At 65.6% G+C, this 16,028-nt stretch carries 15 protein-coding genes; 9 read left to right on the plus strand and 6 right to left on the minus strand.

Annotated features, from left to right (window positions below; all coding sequences use genetic code 11):
- Positions 1 to 23 precede the first annotated feature (23 nt).
- Genes BST47_RS12410 through BST47_RS12420 form a run of 3 tightly spaced genes read left to right on the plus strand, consistent with a single transcriptional unit; the run spans position 24 to position 5,973 of the window.
- The gene (locus BST47_RS12410; protein ID WP_083125810.1) at positions 24 to 4,907 is read left to right on the plus strand and encodes an NAD-glutamate dehydrogenase; all 4,884 of its coding nucleotides are present in this window, start codon (positions 24 to 26) and stop codon (positions 4,905 to 4,907) included.
- A 47-nt stretch (positions 4,908 to 4,954) separates the two neighbouring features.
- Positions 4,955 to 5,317, plus strand: a complete 363-nt coding sequence (locus BST47_RS12415) for an acyl-CoA thioesterase (RefSeq protein ID WP_234809686.1) — start codon at positions 4,955 to 4,957, stop codon at positions 5,315 to 5,317.
- Positions 5,314 to 5,973 (plus strand): DUF8010 domain-containing protein, encoded by a 660-nt coding sequence (locus BST47_RS12420; protein WP_083125812.1) that lies wholly within the window; start codon positions 5,314 to 5,316, stop codon positions 5,971 to 5,973. Before BST47_RS12415 ends, BST47_RS12420 begins: the two co-directional genes overlap by 4 nt.
- A gap of 18 nt (positions 5,974 to 5,991) precedes the next feature.
- On the opposite strand, the gene BST47_RS12425 is transcribed toward BST47_RS12420, so the two are convergent.
- Both BST47_RS12425 and BST47_RS12430 read right to left on the minus strand, forming a co-directional pair.
- Positions 5,992 to 7,593 (minus strand): glycoside hydrolase family 13 protein, encoded by a 1,602-nt coding sequence (locus BST47_RS12425; protein WP_083125813.1) that lies wholly within the window; start codon positions 7,591 to 7,593, stop codon positions 5,992 to 5,994.
- 75 nt (positions 7,594 to 7,668) lie between these two features.
- A complete protein-coding gene (locus tag BST47_RS12430; protein ID WP_083125814.1) occupies positions 7,669 to 8,064 on the minus strand; it encodes a globin in 396 nt (131 codons plus the stop codon).
- Positions 8,065 to 8,203: 139 nt separating this feature from the next.
- Here BST47_RS12430 and BST47_RS12435 point away from each other — a divergent pair, with 139 nt between their 5' ends.
- The 3 genes from BST47_RS12435 to BST47_RS12445 are packed head-to-tail and all read left to right on the plus strand — an operon-like array spanning position 8,204 to position 9,616.
- A complete protein-coding gene (locus tag BST47_RS12435; RefSeq protein ID WP_083125815.1) occupies positions 8,204 to 8,872 on the plus strand; it encodes an HNH endonuclease in 669 nt (222 codons plus the stop codon).
- 23 nt (positions 8,873 to 8,895) lie between these two features.
- Complete coding sequence (ctaJ, locus tag BST47_RS12440) at positions 8,896 to 9,147, plus strand: aa3-type cytochrome oxidase subunit CtaJ (RefSeq protein WP_083125816.1); 252 nt, start codon at positions 8,896 to 8,898, stop codon at positions 9,145 to 9,147.
- Positions 9,134 to 9,616 (plus strand): DUF5130 domain-containing protein, encoded by a 483-nt coding sequence (locus BST47_RS12445; RefSeq protein ID WP_083125817.1) that lies wholly within the window; start codon positions 9,134 to 9,136, stop codon positions 9,614 to 9,616. Before ctaJ ends, BST47_RS12445 begins: the two co-directional genes overlap by 14 nt.
- Here the strand turns inward: BST47_RS12445 and BST47_RS12450 are convergent.
- The 3 genes from BST47_RS12450 to BST47_RS12460 all read right to left on the minus strand — a co-directional run bounded on the left by BST47_RS12450 (position 9,613) and on the right by BST47_RS12460 (position 13,073).
- Positions 9,613 to 9,963 (minus strand): HNH endonuclease, encoded by a 351-nt coding sequence (locus BST47_RS12450; protein WP_107528946.1) that lies wholly within the window; start codon positions 9,961 to 9,963, stop codon positions 9,613 to 9,615. The two genes, BST47_RS12445 and BST47_RS12450, sit on opposite strands and share 4 nt — an antisense overlap.
- An 82-nt stretch (positions 9,964 to 10,045) precedes the next feature.
- On the minus strand, positions 10,046 to 12,631 hold the full coding sequence (gene pepN / locus BST47_RS12455) for an aminopeptidase N (protein WP_083125818.1): 2,586 nt from the start codon (positions 12,629 to 12,631) through the stop codon (positions 10,046 to 10,048).
- Positions 12,632 to 12,668: 37 nt separating this feature from the next.
- On the minus strand, positions 12,669 to 13,073 hold the full coding sequence (locus tag BST47_RS12460) for a DUF732 domain-containing protein (RefSeq protein ID WP_420094032.1): 405 nt from the start codon (positions 13,071 to 13,073) through the stop codon (positions 12,669 to 12,671).
- A gap of 168 nt (positions 13,074 to 13,241) precedes the next feature.
- On the opposite strand from BST47_RS12460, the gene BST47_RS12465 reads away from it, so the two are divergent.
- From BST47_RS12465 to BST47_RS12475, 3 genes are read left to right on the plus strand one after another with little or no spacing between them, the layout of a single operon-like run.
- Positions 13,242 to 13,853: a mycothiol-dependent nitroreductase Rv2466c family protein gene (locus BST47_RS12465; RefSeq protein WP_083125876.1), complete on the plus strand. Its 612-nt coding sequence runs from the start codon at positions 13,242 to 13,244 to the stop codon at positions 13,851 to 13,853.
- Positions 13,854 to 13,904: 51 nt separating this feature from the next.
- Entirely contained in the window at positions 13,905 to 14,384 is a 480-nt protein-coding gene (locus BST47_RS12470) for a ribose-5-phosphate isomerase (protein ID WP_207568591.1), read from the plus strand.
- Between the two features lie 3 nt (positions 14,385 to 14,387).
- Positions 14,388 to 15,182: an Fpg/Nei family DNA glycosylase gene (locus BST47_RS12475; protein ID WP_083125820.1), complete on the plus strand. Its 795-nt coding sequence runs from the start codon at positions 14,388 to 14,390 to the stop codon at positions 15,180 to 15,182.
- Positions 15,183 to 15,201: 19 nt separating this feature from the next.
- On the opposite strand, the gene BST47_RS31095 is transcribed toward BST47_RS12475, so the two are convergent.
- On the minus strand, positions 15,202 to 15,972 hold the full coding sequence (locus BST47_RS31095) for a hypothetical protein (protein WP_083125821.1): 771 nt from the start codon (positions 15,970 to 15,972) through the stop codon (positions 15,202 to 15,204).
- Positions 15,973 to 16,028 lie beyond the last annotated feature (56 nt).

Here is a 16,028-nt window from a genome sequence, read left to right on the forward strand (position 1 = left end):
CGGGTACAGGCGAGGAGCGTCGCATGTCGGTGAATCCGGGAGCCATCGGCGGACCAGCTGGTCCCGGTCGCGCCGGACCTTCAGCACCACACGCGCTGAGCCCGGAAGACGTCGCGCGGCTCGCGCACGCCTATCTCGACACCTACCGCGGCCCCCACGATGCACCGGCATCCGACGCGTCGCTGACCCTGCCGGTAGACATGTCGTCGCGCCAGATGATGGGCCCGGCGCTGGTGACCGCGCATCATCGCCTGGGGCAGCGTCGGGCGGCCGGCGAAACCCGGGTCGCGGTGTACGGCGGGGACGACCCGACGGGATTCGGTCCGGCGATGCAGGTCGTCACTGATTACAGCCCGATGGTGATGGATTCGGTGACAGTGCTGCTGCACCGATTCGGCGTCTCGTACTCGGCGATCATGAACCCCGTCTTCCGAGTGCGCCGAAGCCCGAACGGCGATCTGCTGGACATCCGGCCGTCCGCCGACTCGGCGGCGTCTCGTGAAGGCGTCGATGAGTCCTGGATCCATGTTCAACTCGGCCAAGCCGCGGACAGCGGCGCGCTCACCCAGGTTGCCCAGTTGCTGCCCGGCGTCCTGGCCGATGCCCGACAGGTCGCGCTGGACTCCAACGCGATGGGTGCCTCGATGCGCCAGCTGGCGTTCGAGCTCGACAACGACCACAACGGCCGATTCCCCGGACGGGATCGCAAAGACGTTGCAGCGCTACTGCGTTGGCTCGCCGACGGGCACTTCGTGCTGCTCGGCTACCAACGCTGCTCCGTTGACAATGGTCGCTCTTCGGTAGACCCGGCGAGCCGGCTCGGCGTACTCCGGCTGCGCCAGGATGTGCTGCCGCAGCTGACGCACAGCGACGAGCTGCTTGCGCTGGCTCAGGCGACCATCCCCAGCTACCTTCGCTACGGCGCGTACCCCTACATCGTCGTCGTACGCGAGCAGTTGGGTCCGACGGTGATAGAACACCGTTTCGTCGGCCTGTTCACCGTTGCGGCGACCAATGCCAATGTGCTTGAAATACCGCTGATTTCCGGGCGAGTGCGCGAGGCGTTGGCGCTGTCGCAGCGCGATCCGAGTCACCCGGGCCAGTTGCTGCTCGACATCATCCAGACCATTCCCCGTTCGGAGCTGTTCGCGCTGTCGGCACGGGCACTGCTCGACATGGTCAAGGCGGTCGTCGACCTCGGGTCGCGGCGCCGCACCCTGCTGTTCATGCGGGCCGATTCGCTTGCCCATTTCGTCTCGTGTCTGGTGTACCTGCCCCGTGACCGCTACACCACCGACGTGCGGCTGGAGATGCAGAACATCCTGGTCCGCGAGCTCGGCGGGGTAAGCATCGAGTACACCGCGCGTGTCAGCGAATCGCCATGGGCCGTTGTGCATTTCACGGTACGTATGCCCGATGGCTCGCGTCCGGCGGACATCGATGCCTCGATGGAGAACGAAACCCGCATTCAGGGTCTGCTGACCGAGGCGGCTCGCACATGGGGTGACCTGCTGACCGGTGCGGTCAGGACCGGTTCCATCGACCAAGCCAAGGCAGCGCACTATGCGTCGGCGTTCTCGGAGTCCTACAAACAGGCCTTCGCCCCGCATGAAGCGATCAACGACATCGCCATCATCGAAGAGCTGCAGGACAATTCGATCAAGCCAGTTCTCCTGGACGCCGTCGAGGAACACATCGCGCAGCTCACCCTGTATCTCGGTGGGCAGTCCGCCTCCCTGAGTGCCCTACTGCCGATGTTGCAATCGATGGGTGTCGTGGTGCTCGAGGAACGGCCGTTCACCGTGACCCGACCCGACGGCTTGCCGGTCTGGATCTATCAATTCAAGATGTCGCCGCACAGTTCCATACCGGAGGTGCCACCGGGCCCTGAACGCGATGCCGCCCAGACGCGCTTCGCCGATGCGGTGACCGCGATCTGGCACGGCCGCGCCGAGATCGACCGGTTCAACGAACTCGTCCTGCGGGCCGGCCTCACCTGGCAGCAGGTAGCCGTTGTGCGCAGCTATGCAAAATATTTGAAGCAGTCGGGTTTTCCGTACAGCCAGTCACACATCGAGAGCGTGATCAACGACAACGCCGCGACGGCGCGGTCGCTGGTCGAGCTGTTCGAGGCGCTATTCAGTCCGACCTCCCCGACGGAAGACGCGCCGCGACGACGCGACGCCCAGGCCGCCGCAGCAGCCGTCGCCGCCGACATCGACGCCTTGGTCAGTCTCGACACCGACCGAGTCCTGCGCGCGTTCGCGTCGATGATTCAGGCCACGCTGCGCACCAACTACTTCGTCACCCGGCGGGAGTCCGCACGCGCACGAAACGTCCTGTCCTTCAAGCTGAACCCCGGCCTGATCGACGAACTCCCGCTGCCGCGGCCCAGATTCGAGATCTTCGTGTACTCGCCGCGCGTCGAGGGCGTACACCTGCGATTCGGGCATGTGGCCCGCGGCGGACTGCGCTGGTCGGATCGCAGGGAGGACTTCCGCACCGAGATCCTCGGTCTCGTAAAGGCTCAGGCGGTGAAGAACGCCGTCATCGTGCCGGTCGGCGCCAAGGGTGGGTTCGTCGTCAAGGACCCGCCCCCGGCCACCGGCGACGCCGCAGCCGACCGCGACGCCCAACGCAACGAGGGCGTGGCGTGCTACCGACTCTTCATCTCAGGTCTGCTCGACGTCACCGACAACGTCGACAAGGTCACCGGGGCGGTCGTGACGCCGGCCGACGTGGTGCGCAGGGACGGCGACGACGCCTATCTCGTGGTCGCCGCCGACAAGGGCACCGCCACGTTCTCGGACATCGCCAACGAGGTGGCGCTGTCCTACGGTTTCTGGCTCGGCGACGCCTTCGCGTCGGGCGGATCGGTGGGCTACGACCACAAAGCGATGGGTATCACCGCCAAAGGTGCGTGGGAATCGGTCAAACGCCATTTCAGGGAGATGGGCGTCGACACACAGTCGGAGGACTTCACCGTCGTCGGTGTCGGGGATATGAGCGGCGACGTGTTCGGCAACGGGATGCTGCTGTCCAAGCACATTCGGCTGCTCGCCGCCTTCGACCATCGGCACATCTTCATCGATCCGGATCCCGACGCGGCGAGATCCTGGGACGAGCGCAAGCGGCTCTTCGAACTTCCGCGGTCCAGCTGGGAGGACTACGAGACTTCGCTGATCAGCGAGGGCGGCGGTGTCTACAGCAGGGAACAGAAGGCCATCCCGATCAGTCCGCAGGCTCGCGCCGCGCTGGGCATCGAGGACGGCGTCGAGGAACTCACCCCACCCGCCCTGATGAAGGCGATCCTGAAGGCGCCGGCGGATCTGCTGTTCAACGGAGGCATCGGCACCTACATCAAGGCCGAAAGCGAATCGGACGCCGACGTCGGCGATCGCGCCAACGATCCCGTGCGGGTCAACGGTAATCAGGTGCGCGCCAAGGTGATCGGCGAAGGTGGCAACCTGGGCGTGACATCGCTGGGACGCATCGAGTTCGATCTCACCGGTGGCCGGATCAACACCGACGCGTTGGACAACTCGGCGGGCGTCGACTGCTCCGACCACGAGGTCAACATCAAGATCCTGATCGACTCGCTCGTCACCGCCGGCAAGGTCAAGCCCGAGGACCGTACCGAACTGCTGCTGTCGATGACGGACGAGGTCGGTCGTCTGGTGCTCAAGGACAACGTGGATCAGAACGACCTGCTGGGCACCAGTCGCGCGAACGCGGCAAGCCTGCTGAACGTGCACGCGCGCATGATCAAGGATTTCGCGCGAGATCGCGGCTTGAACCGGGAACTCGAGGCGTTGCCATCCGAGAAGGAGATCGTGCGCCGCACCGAGATCGGAATCGGTTTGACTTCACCGGAACTCGCGACGCTGATGGCTCACGTCAAACTCGCTCTCAAGGACGACGTGCTCGCCAGCGACCTGCCCGATCAGGACGCGTTCGCTGCCCGCCTGCCGCTGTATTTCCCGCTCAGGCTTCGCGAGGAGTTCACCGCCGACATCCGTACGCACCAACTGCGTCGGGAGATCGTCACCACGATGCTGGTGAACGACCTCGTCGACACCAGCGGCATCAGCTATGCCTACCGGGTCGCCGAAGACGTCGGCGTGGGGCCGGTGGACGCGGTCCGAAGCTATGCGGCGACCGACGCCATCTTCCGGATCGGCGAGGTGTTGCGTCAGATCCGCGCGGCCAGCGAAAGCGGGGTCTCGGTGGTGGTGTCGGACCGGATGACATTGGATCTGCGGCGGCTCATCGACCGGGCCGGGCGCTGGCTGCTCAATTACCGGCCGCAACCACTGGCGGTAGGCGCCGAGATCAATCGGTTCGCGGCCAAAGTCGCCGCCTTGACTCCGCGCATGTCGGAGTGGCTCCGCGGCGACGACCAGGCGATCGTGGCCAAGGAGGCCGGCGAGTTCAGTTCGCAGGGAGTGTCTTCCGACCTGGCCTACATGATCGCGACGGGGCTGTACCAGTACAGCCTGCTCGACGTCATCGACATCGCGGACATTGTCGACCGCGAACCGGCCGAGGTCGCGGACACGTACTTCGCGTTGATGGATCACTTCAACACCGACAGCCTGCTCACGGCGGTGTCACGGCTCGAACGCGATGACCGTTGGCATTCTTTGGCGCGGTTGGCGATTCGCGACGACATCTACGGTTCGCTACGTGCATTGTGCTTCGACGTGCTGGCGGTGGGCGAGCCCGACGAGACCGGCGAGGAGAAGATCGCCGAGTGGGAGTCGACCAACAGTTCGCGCGTCGGCCGTGCGCGGCGGACGCTCGCCGAGATCTACGAGGGCGGAGAACTCGACCTGGCCACCCTGTCGGTGGCCGCCCGCCAGATTCGCAGCATGACTCGGACGAGTGGAACGGGGACGTCTGGGTGACACATGGTTTTGTAGCGCCCGTGCACGTCCGTTGGTCGGACATCGACATGTATCAGCACATCAACCACGCGACTATGGTCACACTCCTCGAAGAGGCCCGGATCCCGTTTCTGCGTGAGCCGTTCGGCCCTGAGATCGACACCATCGGCCTGCTGATCGCGGACGTGCACATCTCCTATAAGGCGCAGGTGCGATTGATCGATTCGCCCTTGCAGGTGACGATGTGGACGAAGAAGGTGCGGTCCGTCGATTTCACCATCGGATACGAAGTGCGGCCGGTCGGTGCGTCTCCCGACTCGAAACCCGCAGTGATCGCCGATACGCAGCTGGCCGCCGTACATATCAAAGAGCAAAGACTGCAACGACTTTCGGATGTTCAGAAGGCGTATTTGCAGCAATGGTTGAGATGACTCAACCCGAGCGCGGTATTTGGCTGGATGACGCCTCCAATCGCGAAGACCTCGCGACGTTCGTCGAGCGCGCCTTGCGGCTGGACGACGCGGCGGTGATCCGGTTGCGTGAGCGCGAGGGCGGTCTGGTCACGGCCTGGGTGTCGACCGGGTTCGACGTGCTGGCCAGTCGTGTGGTGGCCGGTGAAGTCAAGCCTGCCGACCTGTCCGTGGGCGCCGACGCGTTGGCCGCGGGTCTGACCGCGATGGATGCCAGCGGATATGTCGAGACGGGCTTCGCGATGGACTCCGCGTGGCGCGGTGCGTTGCCGCCCGAGTCGGGCTTCGAGCACCTCGACGACGTGCCCGCCGGTGTCATGCTCGACCTGGCGCAGCGAGGAATGGCGCTCGCCAAGGAGCATTCCAGCTCGCATGGTCCACCCGCGTCGCTGCTGGACCAGGAGGTAGTCGCGGTCATCGCCGGCGACACCAGCGTTGGTATACCGATGCGCTGTGTATTCGCCTTGACCGCAATGGGTTTCCTGCCGCAATCGGGTGATGCCGTCGGGGGCGACGAGATCGTGCGAGTGCGTGCGCTTCCGACCTGGCTGCGCGTCGACGCGCGCTTCGGTTCGGTTTTCCGGCGGCGTGGCGACCCGGCATTGGTTCTGCGGTAACAGCCTCTTCGCGGAGACCTAGACCAGCCAGGCGGCGGCGTTCGGCGGCAGCTTGCCACCCACCAGTTCAGCACTCGACAACAACACCTCATCGTCGGGCAGCGCTATTGCGTCGGCGCCGGTATTGAGCACGCATACCAAGCCGCCGCTGTTCCGGAACGCCAACGTGTCGGCGGGGGAGTCGAGCCATTCGATCGTCGGGCCGTCGAATTCGGCTCGATCCCGCCGCAATTCGATCGCTCGCCGGTAGAACGTCAGCGTCGACGCCGGATCACCGTCCTGCTTCTCGACCGTCAACGTCGCCCAGTCCTCGGGCAGCGGCAGCCAGGTGTCAGAACTGTCCGAGAAGCCGAAAGGTGGCGCGTCGCCCTCCCACGGCACGGGCACCCGGCTGGCGTCGCGCCCCCGCCGCGTGTGACCCGAGCGCTCCCACACCGGATCGCGCAGCGCCTCGTCGGGCAGGTCGACGTTGGGCAGGCCCAGCTCTTCGCCGTTGTAGATGAACACCGCACCGGGTAGTGCCAGCATCGCCAGCGTCATCGCCTTGGCACGGTCCAGGCCGACAGCTCCGCCGCCGTAGCGGGTCGGTTCACGGTCGACGTCGTGATTGGCCAGCGTCCAGCTCGGCGTCGCATCCACGAGATGCGCTGCGGCAAGCGAGTTCTCGATGGCATGACGGATGTCGGTGGCATCGAACTCCGCGCGCAGCAGGCGGAAGTTGAAGGCCAGATGCAGCTCATCGGCCCGCACGTACTGCGAGAACTGTTCGTTGTCGTACACCCAGACCTCGCCGATCGCGACCGCGTTGTCGTAATCGTCGAACACCCCGCGGATCTGCCGGTGGATGTCGTGCACGCCGTCGTTGTTGAACCGCGGGTCGTCGTCCATGTCGGCGAGCAGCACCTCGGCTTTGATGTGCTCCATGTCGGGCAGTCCCGGTGGCTTGGCCATCCCGTGTGCGACATCGATGCGGAACCCGTCGATGCCACGTTCGAGCCAGAACCTCAGCGTCTTCTCGAGATCATCGAAGACCTCCGGGTTGTCCCAGTTCAGGTCCGGCTGTTCGGCGTCGAAGAGGTGCAGGTACCACTGCCCGGGATTGCCGTCGGCTTCGACGACGCGCGTCCACGCCGGCCCACCGAAAATCGACACCCAGTTGTTCGGGGGATGAAGGCCGCCGGGGCCGGTGCCGTCGCGGAAGATGTAGCGCTCGCGTTGATCGCTGCCGGGGCTGGCGGCCAACGCCGCCTGGAACCAGGGGTGCGCCGAGCTGGTGTGGTTGGGCACCAGATCCATCGTCACCTTGATGCCCGCGGCGTGCGCGGCCTCTGTCAGCCGGTCCAGCGCTCCGATGCCGCCGAACATCGGGTCGACGTCGCGGGGGTCGGCCACGTCATAGCCGTTGTCGGCCATCGGCGACACCATGACCGGGTTGAGCCAGATCGCGTCGACGCCGAGCGCCTCGAGGTAGTCCAGCTTGGCGATCACACCGTCGAGGTCGCCGAGACCGTCGCCGTTGCTGTCGTAGAACGACCGCGGATAGACCTGATAGAACAGCGCGTGCGACCACCAGGGTCCGATGTCGCCGCCGAAGCGGCTCCAGGGCGTGTTTTCAGTCATCGCCGCCAATGTACTGTCAACGTCTCTTCACCACCGTTGAGGAAACTCTGCATTCACCGCACCGTGGCCCGCTCGTCAGAAGGGTGAGTTGACCATCGAGTGCGCGGCCATCTCCAGGTAGGCCAGCAGCTCGGCGCGATGCTCGTCGTCCAGCGTCTGCGAGTCGATCTCGGCGACGGCGGTGTGCATGCAGCGCAGCCATGCGTCGCGCTCGAGGTAGCCGATTCGAAACGGCGCGTGCCGCATGCGCAGCCTCGGATGACCGCGCTGATCGGAGTAGGTCCGCGGCCCGCCCCAATACTGCTCGAGGAACATCCGCAGCCGCACCTCGGCGCCGTCGAGGTCTTCTTCGGGATACAGCGGGAGCAGGATCTCGTCCTCGCGCACCAACTGGTAGAACCGCGACACGAGGGTTCGGAACGTGTCATGGCCACCGACTTCGTCGTAGAACGACCGCTGGGGCTGAGTCACTCCACCATTGTGTCCTGCCGCCACAAAGCGCTGCCCAGCCGGTCGCGTCACCCGATGTTCATTGGACTGACCAGCGAACACGTGCAGAATTGTCGTGCGATTGGCAGGAATCCGTGGTGGACTGTCCGACGGAGGACGTATGGCGCATCGCAAGAAAGGCCCGTCCAAGAGGGCAGGCCACCGGCTTCACGACGCCGCTGCGGGCTTGTCCGGGCCCGCAGTGCCGCATTCGCAGTCGCGCGTCCTGCACAGCGTCGAAACCCATCCGCCCAGTACCAGGGAAGGCTCGCTGTGGGGCCGGCGGCGGGTACTCCTGCTGAACTCCACGTACGAACCGTTGACCGCTCTGCCCATGCGGCGGGCGGTCATCATGCTGATGTGCGGAAAAGCCGACGTGGTCCACGACGATCCGGGCGGCCCCGTCATCCACTCCGCCAGCCGCTCCATCGTGGTGCCCTCGGTCATCCGGCTGCGGTCCTACGTCCGAGTGCCCTACCGTGCGCGTATCCCGATGACCAGGGCAGCGCTGATGCACCGCGACCGGTTCCGCTGCGCCTATTGCGGCGGCAAGGCCGACACCGTCGACCATGTGGTGCCACGTAGTCGCGGCGGCGAGCATTCGTGGGAGAACTGTGTGGCGGCCTGCTCGACGTGCAACCACCGCAAGGCCGACCGTTTGCTCACCGAACTCGGCTGGTCGCTGCGTTCGGTGCCGGTGCCGCCGAAGGGTCAGCATTGGCGACTGCTGTCGAGCGTGAAAGAACTCGACCCGGCATGGGTTCGGTATCTGGGTGAAGGCGCGGCCTGACGCATGGCTGATACGGTTTGCGCGTGAGCACAGCACTTACTCATTCCCTCCTTGGCGGGGTTCCACTGGCCGTGCTGCTGGTGTTGATGTTCTTGATCTACGTCGTCGGTCCAAAGCGCAAGGGCCCGCATCCGGCTACCTACCAGATGTCCGACAGGTGGACGCATGACCCGATCCTGTGGGCAGCCGATGAACCCGCCGATCACGGCGGTCATGGGGCTGGCCATGGTTCGCACCCCGTCACGGTAGGAGGCGGCGCAAGTGGCAAGTGGTGACGTCGTAACTGCTCGTTCCACCGAACTCGCCGAGCTACCCCGGGGCTGGGTCGTCACGAACAGCGGCCGGATCTCCGGGGTCACCGAGCCCGGCGAGTTGTCGGTGCACTACCCGTTCCCGGTCAACGATCTGGCCTTTCTCGACGACGCGCTGAAATACGGTTCGCGCGCCGCCAAGGCACGCTTCGCGGTGTACCTCGGGGACCTCGGCGCCGATACCGCGGCGACCGCTCGCCAGATCCTGGCGAAGGTGCCGACACCGGACAACGCTGTGCTGCTCGCGGTGTCGCCCGACCAACGCGCGATCGAGGTGGTCTACGGCAGTGAGGTCAGCGGCCGTGGCATCGAGGAGTCCGCACCCAGGGGTGTGACCGCCGCCGCGGAGCTGTTCAAGGACGGCAAGCTCATCCCCGGCCTGATCAAGGCCGTCCAGGTGATGAGCGCCGGCGTCGCGCCAGCCGCTCACTAGCCGGCGTCGGCCAACAGCGCCGCACGGATCTCGACGTATCGCTGTAGAAATCTGCGTTCGTCGAGGCGCTTTCGGCGCATCCACCCGGTGACTTCGTCGTTGCACTTGCTGGTGTTGCACTTGGCGCATGCGGGCACGACGTTGTCGATGGTGTAGCGCCCGCCGCGGGATATCGCCATGACGCAATCGCGCTGTAGTGCAGCGCCGGTCGCCCCGCAGTAAGCGCAACCTTCCCATGCATCCTTGATGGCTGCCCACTGCTCGGCGGTCAGGTCATGGTCGACGGCGGCCATCCGCTTCTTGCGCTTGCGCGCAGCGCGCGCTCGTCTCGTCCGACTGACCGCCATCCACAAAGAATGCCGCGCGAGTGAGCGCAAAGTGCACACGGTTTGCGGCGTGTCGCCGAACAAACACGGCCGATCGCGAAAGTCAGCTGGCGTCGAAACCCCGTGCGCGCAGCGACCGCTCGACCCCGGCGCGGCCTTCGAGCACCAGCCGGCGTAGCGGCGGCGGCACGTCTGGGTCGGACAGGAACCTGTCGGCGGCGTCCAACCCTTCCTGGCTGATGTCCCATGACGGATACAGCCCGACGACGACGGTCTGCGCCACCTCGCTCGACCGCCGTTGCCAGACGCCGGAGATGGCGCTGAAGTACTTGTCGCGGAACGGCTTCAGCAGTTCTTCCTGACCCGGACGCACGAAGCCGATGGTGATCGACCGAGCGGTGACGTTGGCAAGGGTGTCGTCCTCCATGACCTCCTGCCAGTCGGCTTCCTTCACCGCCAACTGAGGCCGCGCCGCCGCGGCCTGCGCGGCATGCCGCCCACCCGCAGCCGTCGGATCGCGTTCGGCCTCCGCGTCGATGAACGGTGATTCGGGGCCGTCCGCGTCGATGACGCCTGCGGTGGCCAACGCGGTGACGATGCGCCAGCGCAAGTCCGTGTCGATCACCAGGCCCGGCATGTTCACCGCCTCGGGTTCGTTGTCCAACAGCGTCGACAGCACAGCGATGTGGTTGGGGGAGAGCACCGATGCGCACAGCGCATTGACGAACGCCAGCTGGTGGTCAGAACCGGGCGCCGACTCGCGTGCGCGGTCCAGCAGTGCATCGCCGAATGCCGGCCAGCCGTTCTCTTTCGCCCAGACCGGGTCGGCGTAGGAGCCGAGGGCCGTCTGCGCCTGCAACAGGAGGCGTTGCGCGACACCGACTTCGGATTCGGCGTGCACACCGCTGATGACCAGCGCGACGAAGTCGCGGGCCTTCAGTTCGGCGTCGCGGGTCATCTCCCACGCCGCCGACCACGCCAGCGTGCGGGGGAGTGGATCGGCGATGTCGGCGATCCTCGTGAGCGCCGTCTGCAGCGACTGCGGGTCGAGGCGTAGTGAGCAGTACGTCAGGTCGTCGTCGTTGACCAGGATGAGCTGTCCTCGCGAAACTCCCTGCAGTGCAGAAACTTCGGTCACATCACCCTCGATGTCGAGCTCCTCGCGGCGCGTTCGCACCAGCTTGCCGCTGCCGTCGTCGTCATAGATTCCGACAGCGAGCCGGTGCACGCGCGTCTCTCCGGCGCCCGGCTGCGCCCCGCTCTGGGCGATCGCGAACCGGGTGAAATTGCCGTCGGCGTCGAGGTCGAATTCAGGACGCAGCGTGTTGAGTCCGGTGGTCTTGAGCCACTGCCTGCCCCAGCCGGACAGATCGCGTCCGGACGCCTTCTCCAGCGCGCCCAGCAGATCGCCGAACGTCGCATTCGCAAAAGCGTGGTCGCGGAAGTAATCCCGCAGGCCGGCCAGGAACGACTCGAGTCCGACGTAAGCCACGAGCTGCTTCAGGACGCTGGCGCCCTTGGCGTAGGTGATGCCGTCGAAGTTCACCTCGACGGCGTGCAGATCGGGGATGTCGGCGGCCACCGGATGCGTCGACGGCAACTGATCCTGCCGGTACGCCCAGGACTTCTCGACGTTCGCGAACGTCGTCCAGGCCTCTTTGTACTCGGTCGCCTCGGCCTGGCACAGCACGGAGGCGAACGTGGCGAACGACTCGTTGAGCCACAGGTCGTCCCACCACTGCATCGTGACCAGATCGCCGAACCACATGTGCGCCATCTCGTGCAGGACGGTCTCCGCGCGTCGCTCGTACGACGCCCGCGTCACCTTGCTGCGAAAGACGTAATCCTCCAGGAAGGTCACGGCGCCGGCGTTCTCCATCGCGCCCGCATTGAACTCCGGGACGAAGAGCTGATCGTACTTGCCGAAGGCATACGGCACGCCAAAGTTGTTGTGGTAGAAGCCGAATCCCTGCTTCGTCTCGGTGAAAAGCCGGTCGGAGTCCATGAATTCGGCGAGCGACTTGCGGCAGAACAGACCGAGCGGGATGTCGCTGTGCTCGTCGCTGTAGTTGTCGTCCCACCGCGCGTACGGGCCGGCGATCAGCGCGACCAGATAGGTGCTCATCTTCGGTGTGACGGCGAAGGTGTGCCGCTTGCCGGCGCCCGCGTCTTCGGCGTCGGTGGTCGCGCCGTTGGAGACGACCTCCCAGTGTGACGGGGCCGTGACGGTCACCTCGAAGGTCGCCTTGAGGTCGGGCTGGTCGAAGCACGCGAACATCCGCTTGGCGTCGGCGGTTTCGAACTGTGAGTACAGGTAGACCTCGTCGTCGACCGGGTCGACGAACCGGTGCAGGCCTTCGCCGGTGTTGGAGTAGCGGCAATCGGCTTCGATGACGAGGACGTTGCTTTCGGTCAGGCCGATCAGCGGAATACCGGTCGACTCGTCGTAACTCGACACGTCGATATCGCGGCCGTTGAGGATCGCGCTGCGGACGCTGTCGGCGGCGATGTCGATGTAGGTGTCGGCGCCGGGCAGCGCTTCGAAGTCGACGGTCGTCACCGATCGGAACGTACGCTCGCCGGGCTTGCCGGCGCCGTCGGTCAGATCGAGGTCGATGCGGTAGTTGCCGACGGTGACCAATGCGGCGCGTTCGACGGCTTGGTCACGGGTGAGGTTGGGAAGTGCCACGAGTCCAACCTAGTGGTCGGTCTCGTGGTGAGGCGCGCTAGAACCCCGGTATCCCGAACCCGTTGAGCCCGGCGAGGCCGTTCAGTCCGCCCAATCCGTCGAGCCCCTCCAGGATGGTGCCGTTGCCGATCTGGGTCATCATCGATGGGCAGTACATCGATATGGCGATCCCGGTGAAGAACGCCGCCATGTCGGGGTTGATGCCGTTGTTGGAAACGGTGGAGTACACCGACGCCAGGTTCTTGCCCGGTTCGACGAGCATCGGGCAGACCGACTGTCCGAGCTTTTCGGTGCTTGCGGCATCGCCGTACCCGATGCCGGCGTCGTTCAACGCGTTGAGGAACGTCGTGTCCACGGGCTGGGCGGACGCCGGTGTCGCGAGACAGAGTGCCATCGCGGGGCCGACCAGGGTCATGGCGATCGTGCGTTTCGTTTTAATCACAGGTGAAACACTGATTGACAACAGTCACATCGACAACACGCTTGCATAACTGTTTGCACACTATGCGTGTCCTGTGTGCCGGTACGTCGCAATACGTGGCAGCGGGAACATGCGGGCGGGGTGCAAGGTTGTCTGAATGGACGTGTGACCAACTACCGAGAGGTGTTCATGCCTGAGAAGTCTGTCGCCGGTTTCTGGTTCGACCCGCTGTGCCCGTGGTGCTGGATCACCTCGCGTTGGATCCTCGAAGTCGAAAAGGTGCGCGACATTGAGGTGCAGTGGCACGTGATGAGTCTTGCGGTGCTCAACGAGAATAAAGAAGACCTGCCTGAGCAGTACCGCGAAGGCCTCAAGCAGGCGTGGAAGCCGGTCCGGGTGGCGATCGCCGCCGAGCAGGCCAAGGGCAAGGAGATCCTGGCGCCGCTGTACACCGCGATGGGCACGCGCATCCACAACCAGGACAACAAAGAGTTCGACGTCGTCATCAAGGAGTCGCTGGAGGAGGTCGGGCTGCCGGCCGAGCTGGCCGAGGCCGCCAACACCGACAAGTACGACGAGGCGCTGCGCAAGAGCCATCACGCGGGCATGGATGCCGTCGGCGACGACGTCGGCACCCCGACGATTCACGTCAACGGTGTTGCCTTCTTCGGCCCAGTGCTGTCGAAGATCCCACGCGGCGAAGAGGCCGGAAAGCTGTGGGACGCCTCGGTGACATTTGCGTCCTATCCGCACTTCTGGGAGCTGAAGCGCACCCGCACGGAGCCGCCGGTATTCGACTGAGTTGGTCGACTGCGCAGTGACCGGTCACAGCGCTCTGTCAGAATGGCCGCCATGCGCGTCTACCTGGGAGCCGACCACGCGGGCTTCGAGTTCAAGCAGCGGATCATCGAGCACCTCACCGCCAACGGGCACGAGCCTGTCGACTGCGGGGCGTACGCGTATGACGCCGACGACGACTACCCGGCGTTCTGCATCGCCGCCGCGGAGAAGACCGTTGCCGACCCCGGCAGCCTCGGCATCGTGCTCGGCGGCTCGGGCAACGGCGAGCAGATCGCCGCGAACAAGGTGCCCGGTGTGCGGTGTGCGTTGGGGTGGAGCGTCGAGACAGCCAAACTCGCGCGCGAGCACAACAACGCGCAGGTGATCGGCATCGGTGGGCGCATGCACACCGAAGAAGAGATGCTCGCGATCGTCGATGCGTTCCTCACCACGCCGTGGTCGAAAGCCGAACGGCACCAACGTCGTATCGACATCCTGTCCGAGTACGAGCGCACTCACGTCGCGCCGCCTGTGCCCGGCGCGCCGAGCTAGGGGATGCCGGAAGGGCACACGCTGCACCGGCTTGCCCGGCTGCATCAGCGCCGCTTCGGCCGGGCACCGGTCATGGTGTCCAGCCCGCAGGGCCGATTCACCGACGGGGCCGCGGCGGTCAACGGACACGTCCTCAAGAAGGCCAGCGCGTGGGGTAAGCACCTGTTCCACCACTACGACGGCGGCCGCGTCGTGCATGTCCACCTCGGGTTGTACGGGACGTTCACCGAACTCCCGCTGCCATTGCCGCTGCCGGTCGGTCAGGTGCGGATGCGGATGCTCGGTGCGGAGTACGGCACCGACCTGCGCGGCCCGACGGTGTGCGAGGTGATCGACGAGCCGGAAATCGCCGACATCGTCGCGCGTCTTGGTCCCGACCCGTTGCGCCGCGACGCCGACGGGGCATTGGCGTGGAACCGAATCCGCAAGTCACGCAGACCCATCGGTGCGCTGCTGATGGACCAGTCGGTGATTGCAGGCGTGGGCAACGTGTACCGCAGCGAGCTGTTGTACCGACACCTCATTGACCCGTACCGGCCGGGCACGCACATCGACGAGAGCGAATTCTTCGCAATGTGGACAGATCTCGTCGAGTTGATGAAAGTCGGCGTCCGGCGGGGCAAGATCATCGCGATCCGCCCCGAGGACGACCATGGACTGCCGTCATATGGTCCCGGCCGGCCGCGTACCTACGTGTACCGGCGTGCGGGAGATCCATGTCGGGTGTGCGGCACCGAGACTCGCACTGCGGAATTGGAGGGCCGCAATCTGTTCTGGTGCCCGACCTGCCAGAAATAGGAATCGACTCTGCTGGGGGCTAGAAGCCGCCGAAGTCGCCTCCGAAGTCGCCGCCGCCCCAATCGCCGCCCCAGCCGCCATCGCCGCCGCCGCCATCGCCGTAGTCGCCGCCACCGTCTTGGCCACCCTGATCGATGCCCTGGTCGTAGCCCTCCGCGAAGCCCTGCTCGTATCCGCTGCCGGCCATGCCCGAGAACAGTGCGCTGAACAGGAACATCGATCCCACACCCCAGGCGCCGGCGACCAGTGCCGGCTTCCACCATGGCTCCGAATACCAGCCGGCGGGCACGGGGCGGCCGGCGACGCGGCCGCCGGGGTAATAATTCGGGGTGCGCTCGGACGGAGCCGGCGACGCCTCGATCTCGCGACCTTCGAAGCTCACCTTCCGGTCCTCGGTGACGGTGCCGGCCGACCGTTGGCCGGCAAGCGTCTCCAGCTCGGGGCCCGGGTCGATGCCCATCGCGGTGCGGGCGGCGCGCACGTAGTAGAGGCCTTCGAGCGCACTCTCCTTGGCGAGCAGCGCCTGCTTGGCGGTGTTTGCCTGCTCGATCTGCGAACCCGCGGCCGTATATCGCTCCGACGCGTCGGCAAGCGCCTGCTTGGAGGCGTCGTCGGTGCCGGTCAGGTTGATGACCTGGCCGCCGAGACGTTCGATCACGCGACGCGCGTCGGCTTTCGCGTCCGCCAATGAGGCCGCGTTGCGCCGGTCGGAGGCCCTCATCGCTCCGTACACCACCGCCCCGAGAGCGACGACGACCAGGACAACGAGGACAAGCAGCACGCCGTTCATGGCGTCCAGCGTACCGACAGGAACAGTCAAGATCGGTCTCGAACGTGCAGCGAGTT

The organism is Mycolicibacterium tusciae, assembly GCF_002086795.1.
Taxonomy (GTDB): domain Bacteria; phylum Actinomycetota; class Actinomycetes; order Mycobacteriales; family Mycobacteriaceae; genus Mycobacterium; species Mycobacterium tusciae.

Excerpts from the sequence above, each read along its gene's own strand:
- BST47_RS12425 (WP_083125813.1), bottom strand. The coding sequence starts at position 7,593 with ATGACTGAAAACACGCCCTGGAGCCGCTTCGGCGGCGACATCGGACCC.
- BST47_RS12475 (WP_083125820.1), top strand. The coding sequence starts at position 14,388 with ATGCCGGAAGGGCACACGCTGCACCGGCTTGCCCGGCTGCATCAGCGC.
- BST47_RS12450 (WP_107528946.1), bottom strand. The coding sequence starts at position 9,963 with ATGGCGGTCAGTCGGACGAGACGAGCGCGCGCTGCGCGCAAGCGCAAG.
- BST47_RS12470 (WP_207568591.1), top strand. The coding sequence starts at position 13,905 with ATGCGCGTCTACCTGGGAGCCGACCACGCGGGCTTCGAGTTCAAGCAG.
- BST47_RS12420 (WP_083125812.1), top strand. The coding sequence starts at position 5,314 with ATGACTCAACCCGAGCGCGGTATTTGGCTGGATGACGCCTCCAATCGC.
- BST47_RS12410 (WP_083125810.1), top strand. The coding sequence starts at position 24 with ATGTCGGTGAATCCGGGAGCCATCGGCGGACCAGCTGGTCCCGGTCGC.
- BST47_RS12415 (WP_234809686.1), top strand. The coding sequence starts at position 4,955 with ATGTATCAGCACATCAACCACGCGACTATGGTCACACTCCTCGAAGAG.
- BST47_RS12435 (WP_083125815.1), top strand. The coding sequence starts at position 8,204 with ATGGCGCATCGCAAGAAAGGCCCGTCCAAGAGGGCAGGCCACCGGCTT.
- BST47_RS31095 (WP_083125821.1), bottom strand. The coding sequence starts at position 15,972 with ATGAACGGCGTGCTGCTTGTCCTCGTTGTCCTGGTCGTCGTCGCTCTC.
- BST47_RS12465 (WP_083125876.1), top strand. The coding sequence starts at position 13,242 with ATGCCTGAGAAGTCTGTCGCCGGTTTCTGGTTCGACCCGCTGTGCCCG.